Raw genomic sequence first — 5,626 nt, forward strand, 5'->3', positions numbered from 1 at the left:
CTAGGCTGTGACTACCTGCCGGGCATGGACCAGCCCCCTGACCAATCGCCGCCTTCGAAACCTGCACCCTCGGCCGAGCGCCGGGCCAGGCAGGCTGACCGGCTGAAGACCATCCGGCTTCGCATGACGATCGACCGAGCGCTCGAGGAGCGCGGCATTGCCACCCCGGCCGCAATCGGTGAGGCGCTCGGGATGCCGGCACAGGAGGCGGTCAAGCTGCTGAACCGGCGCCAGTGGCGGGAGGGCGACGTAGCGCTGTTGGAGGCTGCTGCGGTGCGGCTGGGCATGCCAACAGTGGACTAGGAGCTTTCCAGTGGGGAGGGAGTATCCCCCGCCCTGCCGACGTCGGAACTCAGGCGCGCACGTTGATCTCGATCTGCGCCTCATCCCCACCGATCTGGCATCTAGGCACTGTGGCGCCATGGTGCTTTGGCGTTATGACATCAAGAAACCGCGGTGCCGTGGTGCTTTGGTGGCACGAGGTCGTCAGGATCGATGCCGGCTCGCGCCAGCACCTCCAGGGCCAAGCCGCGCGCCGGGTTGGCAAGGTCATAGGCCGCATCGGTGTAGGCATCGCCGAGCAGGTCCGCGAGCTTCGGGATATGCTTGAAGGGCGGGAGGCGCCGCTCCGCAGGCAGCATCTCCAGGTAGCGCTTCACCCGTTTCGCCGACGCCGGCAGGGCGGGCCAGTCCATCGGCAGCGCCACGGCCGAGGCCGGCAGTTGAGCCAGGTTCGTCACGGCGCGCTCCGCATCCTGGGCGGAGGGCTTAAAGGGCAGCAGCGCCAGGTCCGCGACATCGGCAACAACGGCATCCACCTCCGGCCGCGCCGCTGCGCCGTCCAGCACGACAAGCAGGTACTCCACCTCCAGCAGCCGGCGCATGCAGGCCAGCAGGCCGTCCCGCGTCCGGCCGTCCATTACGGCGTAGCGCCTGCGGTCCGTTCGGGGTGTCTCGGCCGGGTCCGTCGTAACCACGACTGTCGGTACCTGCCGGGCGAGGCTGCCGCAGCCATGGGCGATGAGGTGGGCCGCGGTGGACTTCCCCGACCCGCCCTTGTTACCGACGACGGCGATAACCCTAGCCACGGTCCGGCCGCCCCGCCGTCAGCACCTCCAGCATGACCGCCTGGGCCGTGACGGTGCGACCCTTCTCGGCCGATCGGCGCCCGGCTTCCGCAGCATAGGCGGCGAGCAGGTCCGGCGGCATCCGTAGGTTCACCGGCGTCCCGACCGGCCGCTTGGCCTTCGCCGAGGGCGCTCCCTGGTCCGGCAGGCTCAAGAGCCCCTCTGTGAGCTTTGCCATCTTGTCGATTTTCGACGCCATGGTGTCGTGGCTCCCTGGTTTTATAGCACCATGACACTTCGGCACCACGATATCGTCAATGCGGGAGGCTCACCTTCCTCCGCATTTCGCGCCTTCATTGCATCGTTTCCGACAATGGAGCATTATCGGTACCGATCCTGCTATGCACCGAATGATGCCCGAGACTGCCCTTGCCGTTGTCGCTGACCACCCCTCCGCCCTCGCGCCGCTGGCCGAGCAGGCGCGCAACTACGCCCGGCAGGCCAAGGCCGCGAACACCCGCCGCGCCTACCGGGCCGCCTGGGAGGACTTTGCCGCTTGGTGCGCCGAGCGGGGAACGGAGGCGCTGCCGGCCACCCCGGCGCTGGTCGGGCTGTACCTGACCGACCGGGCCGCCACCCATAAGGTGGCCAGCCTGCGCCTGCGCTTGGTCGCCATCCGGCAGGCGCACACGCTCGCCGGCCACCGCCTGGACAGCACCGCGCCCGAGATCGCCGAGGTGCTCAAGGGCATCATCCGCACCCGCGGCACCGCCCCGGCCAAGAAGGAGGCCGCGGTCACCGAGGTGGTCCGCGACGCCCTGCGCGAGCTGGCCAAGGATCCCGGCCTGCGCGCCCTGCGCGACCGGGCGTTGCTGCTGCTGGGCTTCGCCGCGGCGCTGCGGCGCTCCGAGCTGGTGGCGCTCGAGCGGGCGGACATCGTCTTCAGCCGCGACGGCCTGATGGTGACGCTCCGCCGCGCCAAGACCGACCAGGAGGGCAAGGGCGCCGAGCTCGGCATTCCCTTCGGCACGACGGCACTGACCTGCCCGGTCCGCACCCTGCAGGCCTGGCTGGACGCTGCCGGGATCAAGGCCGGGCCGCTGTTCGTCGGCATCAACAAGGCCGGCCGCCGGGGCACCGAGCCGCTGTCCGACAAGGCGGTGGCGCTGGTGGTGAAGGCCGCGGTCACCGCCGCCGGCTACAACGCCAAGGTCTATTCGGGGCACAGCCTGCGCAGCGGCTTTGCCACCAGCGCCGCCCGCGCCGGCGTGCCGGAGGCGCACATCCAGATCCAGACCCGCCACAAGAGCCTGCCGGTGCTGCGCGGCTACATCCGCCGCGGCAGCCTGTTCAACGACAACGCCGCCGCAAAGGTCGGGCTGTAGGGAGCCGACCTGGCGCTGACCGCCCGCGGCATCCCGACGCCGAGCGGCCGGGGGGCCTGGTATCCGGCGACGGTACAGCGGCTGGAGATGCGGGCGTCCTGAACCGCCTGCGGGTCAACATGGTCGGGACAGCTATCGGTTGCGGGAACGATCAGAGACGGTTTGGAACTGCTTCCGGTTGCTCTTAGAACGTCTTGGCAATGTCCTGGCTGATGTCCGCCCATGGCTGCTGCGCCATGAGGCTCTGTCCTACCCAGGCGGCCTAGCCGTCCGGAGCCGGCCTCCAAGGGGAGGGGCTGACGAGCCCTCCCTTTGCCATCGACCGGCAGGCGACCCGCGGCTCGCGCAAGCGTAGAGTTTGCTTCGGATCCGACATGGGCGACCCTGCGCGACATGACCTACGCCGCGCTCGCTATCGCCTTCGCAGCCCTACCGCTTGCCGTCCATAGCGCTGCCGCGACCGAGCCGGGCCGCCGGCTGGGCAGCGTCGCCGCCCTCGTCATGACGGGCGCCGCGATGGTGCTGCTGATGGTCGGTTAGGCGGGTCCTACCCCTTTCGTAGCCGCGCCAACTCTGCGGCCACCTCGGGCGCGATGCCGGCCACCGTCTCCACCGCGCCCGTTCGCCGCGCCTTCCTGCCGACGCGGCTGCGCTGAATCTCCGCCTCGGCCTCGGCGCGCGCATTGTCATCCTTGGGCGTGAACTGGATCTCCACCCGCTCCACGGCGCGGCCGCGGCGGAACTCCTGCCAGGTCAGGATGAAGGGCGCGAGGTGGTCGATCTCGACCTTGGCGGCTTCCAGGGTGAAGCGCCGCAGGTCCGTCCAGTCTCGGTATCTGCCGCTCGGGACGCCGAGCATCTCGCGCAGCTCCTGAAGCGTGCCGTGCCACACAGGATGCTGTCGCCGGTATCGCAGGCAGCCTTGCTCATAGAGCGTCACGCTGTACCGGCTGTCGAACGCAAGCACCGCCTGACGCTGGAGCTCCGCGTAGTGGTCGGACGCCTGCATGATCAGGCGCATGGGCTCGCTGAACCGCCAATAGACCAGCGACTGCGCGTCGTCGCTCAGTTCCTCGGTGCGCGATTGCATCACCGCGGCCACCTGCACCGCATCCTGGCCACGCGGCGACCTCACCCGCACGCGCAGCAGGGTCCGCTGCAACTCGTCGAGCACCTTGTCGAGCCGCTCGTTCCCCTTGTGCCGGCCGCGAAGCTCGCCCTTGGTGATGCAGAACTCCCGATCCTTCCACGCGTCGCCGGCTGCCTTCGCCAGCAACAGGACAAGCACCTTGCGCGCTGCACCAGAGAGGCTGGCGCCGTCGGGATATGTCGCGTCCACCAACTCGCCGGCTTTCACCACACCGTCGCCGCCGCCGATCTCCTGCGGACGGACGAAGGCCGCGCGCATGGTGCGGCCGACATGCGAAGCGGCGGCGGCGGAGCGCTTCGGGATGTTTATCATAGGCGCAACGTCTATCCCGAGCCGTGTTCGACCTGCAAGCTCGGCTCGCCCCCCATTTCTCGGGATATAGGGCGCTCCTCGCCCCCGATTCCTCGGGCAACTGCCCCCCATTTCTCGGGTATCCACAGCCTAAATCATTGAGAATGGCTGCGCTTTCTAGCCCGAACACTGAATCCTATAAGAGAAACCAGAGGAGCCCAGCCAAGCGCGGTTCACCCGATCTGGCAGAGATGTCGACAGTGGAAGACTGGGCATGGCCCTGTGCTCTCCGGCACGCCACAGCAGGCAGATGCAGTGAACTGGACAAGATCCGCCTGGAAAGCGTGCTGACCGCACTTGCTATTGCCAAGATGGCAATCTGCCGCATGAAGTAGTGCGGGGAATATCTCGCGGAGGAAGCTTTCGGACGTTTTTCGCGTCTTGCGCTTGTGTGGGGCCTTTTCCGTTTGGAATGCTGCCGATGCTAGGGAGTGCGACTCCGACGGATCGTGCGAGACCCTGGCAGCCCAGGCTGGGGTGCGGCACGGTTCGATGAGACAGGCGGCTGCGGTAAAGGCCACCGCAACCGGAGATCGAGCCCATGGATCAGAGCCGCAAGGATGAGCCCGAGGGGGCACCGGCATGCGCCCAGAACGCTGGGCCAGAGCGGCTATCTCGTCCCCCATCACGTGCTCCACCACCTCGGCGGCGGCGACGCGCACCACGGCGCGCGGCTACTCCGGCAGGAGGTGGCGAAGCGCCGGCCGGAGCATGGCCGCGAGCGCCACGCCGGTCCGCAGCCTGGCGGCGGCTACCTGCTGACCGCCGAGGACGTGACCGCGATCAGCCCCAGCCTTGGGGCAAGCTTGATATGCATGCTTAAGCTAAATCTATGAGAAAAATGCATAGCCGGGACGGTACAATCGCCCTTTGCGATCAGTAGCGAAGCCATTAGATTGTGCAGTGCAGCAAGGCGGTGAGCCGCCTTCTGCCTTTCTTGGACGTTTCCTCCCTAAACTCGGCGGTGCCTCCCGGCACCGCCCTTTTTTTATCCGATGCCATGGGAGGAGCTGCCCATCGGCGCGTAATCCAGCACTCTGTGTCACTGCCTGCTGCCTGCTCGGCCTGCGTGGGGACGGTTGATCTCCCACTTCCGGCAATCGGACCAGTTTCTGCCGCCTCGTAGAGGGTCTCTGTCTTCCGTCCCGGACGCCCTCGCGCTGGATAAAATCGTTCGTGTTCTTGTGGTTAGGCTTGGCGCTCCCCATTTGAGGCTCACCGGTCGGGGGACGGCACGGCCCTTCTGAAAAAGGCTGTTGACGTCCGGTCAATGAGGCGTCATAAGCCGCCCCCCGCAGCGAGGCGATCCCGCCTCACCCAGACCGCCAGAGACGCCAACGCGTTAATGGCAAGGTCCGAGGGTGAAGGATCAAGTTGCTACGGCTCCAGATCTTCAGGTCTTCCGGCCTGTGTTCTTTCTCCCACAGAAATGTGGGGTGTCTCCGTTCTGATCTTTTTCGGCACTCTTGCTGGATGGGTCGGATGCAGGGACGTGATCTTTGACAGTTGCATCGGTCTTTTGGAAGCAAGCGCATGCTGCAGTCGTGTCCTGCTGTTCTGATCCCGCAGGGATCGACGGCTATGACATGGTTGATCAGTGAGCGCTGCGTCGAGAGTAGTGAGCGGAGCCTGATCGAGAAGGCATCCGCCGGACCGGGTTTCGGCCTGGTTCT

The 5,626-nt window shown here is 67.0% G+C and carries 6 protein-coding genes; 3 read left to right on the forward strand and 3 right to left on the reverse strand.

All coding sequences use genetic code 11. The annotated features are described in order from the left end of the window. Nucleotides 1-303, forward strand: a 303-nt coding sequence (locus Q7A36_RS38070) for a hypothetical protein (RefSeq protein WP_305109005.1), incomplete at its 5' end; no start/stop codon positions are given. A 140-nt stretch (nt 304-443) separates the two neighbouring features. Here Q7A36_RS38070 and Q7A36_RS38075 read toward each other — a convergent pair. Together Q7A36_RS38075 and Q7A36_RS38080 are read right to left on the reverse strand one after the other, a co-directional pair. Next, complete coding sequence (locus Q7A36_RS38075) at nt 444-1,088, reverse strand: hypothetical protein (protein WP_305109006.1); 645 nt, start codon at nt 1,086-1,088, stop codon at nt 444-446. Further along, nucleotides 1,081-1,326 carry a hypothetical protein gene (locus Q7A36_RS38080; RefSeq protein ID WP_305109007.1) on the reverse strand — a complete coding sequence of 82 codons (246 nt, stop codon included), beginning with the start codon at nt 1,324-1,326 and terminating at the stop codon, nt 1,081-1,083. Before Q7A36_RS38080 ends, Q7A36_RS38075 begins: the two co-directional genes overlap by 8 nt. Before the next feature lie 154 nt (nt 1,327-1,480). On the opposite strand from Q7A36_RS38080, the gene Q7A36_RS38085 reads away from it, so the two are divergent. Together Q7A36_RS38085 and Q7A36_RS38090 are read left to right on the forward strand one after the other, a co-directional pair. Then, nucleotides 1,481-2,452: a tyrosine-type recombinase/integrase gene (locus Q7A36_RS38085; protein ID WP_305109008.1), complete on the forward strand. Its 972-nt coding sequence runs from the start codon at nt 1,481-1,483 to the stop codon at nt 2,450-2,452. A gap of 393 nt (nt 2,453-2,845) precedes the next feature. Further along, the gene (locus tag Q7A36_RS38090) at nt 2,846-2,992 is read left to right on the forward strand and encodes a hypothetical protein (protein WP_305109009.1); all 147 of its coding nucleotides are present in this window, start codon (nt 2,846-2,848) and stop codon (nt 2,990-2,992) included. A 7-nt stretch (nt 2,993-2,999) separates the two neighbouring features. Here the strand turns inward: Q7A36_RS38090 and Q7A36_RS38095 are convergent, their stop codons facing one another. Beyond that, on the reverse strand, nt 3,000-3,860 hold the full coding sequence (locus Q7A36_RS38095; RefSeq protein ID WP_305109010.1) for a replication initiation protein: 861 nt from the start codon (nt 3,858-3,860) through the stop codon (nt 3,000-3,002). Between the last annotated feature and the right edge of the window lie 1,766 nt (nt 3,861-5,626).

Source organism: Paracraurococcus lichenis, from assembly GCF_030657435.1.
GTDB lineage: Bacteria > Pseudomonadota > Alphaproteobacteria > Acetobacterales > Acetobacteraceae > Paracraurococcus > Paracraurococcus lichenis.

Coding starts and splice junctions, on each gene's coding strand:
- Q7A36_RS38085 (WP_305109008.1), top strand. CDS start 1,481: ATGCCCGAGACTGCCCTTGCCGTTGTCGCTGACCACCCCTCCGCCCTC.
- Q7A36_RS38095 (WP_305109010.1), bottom strand. CDS start 3,860: ATGCGCGCGGCCTTCGTCCGTCCGCAGGAGATCGGCGGCGGCGACGGT.
- Q7A36_RS38080 (WP_305109007.1), bottom strand. CDS start 1,326: ATGGCGTCGAAAATCGACAAGATGGCAAAGCTCACAGAGGGGCTCTTG.
- Q7A36_RS38090 (WP_305109009.1), top strand. CDS start 2,846: ATGACCTACGCCGCGCTCGCTATCGCCTTCGCAGCCCTACCGCTTGCC.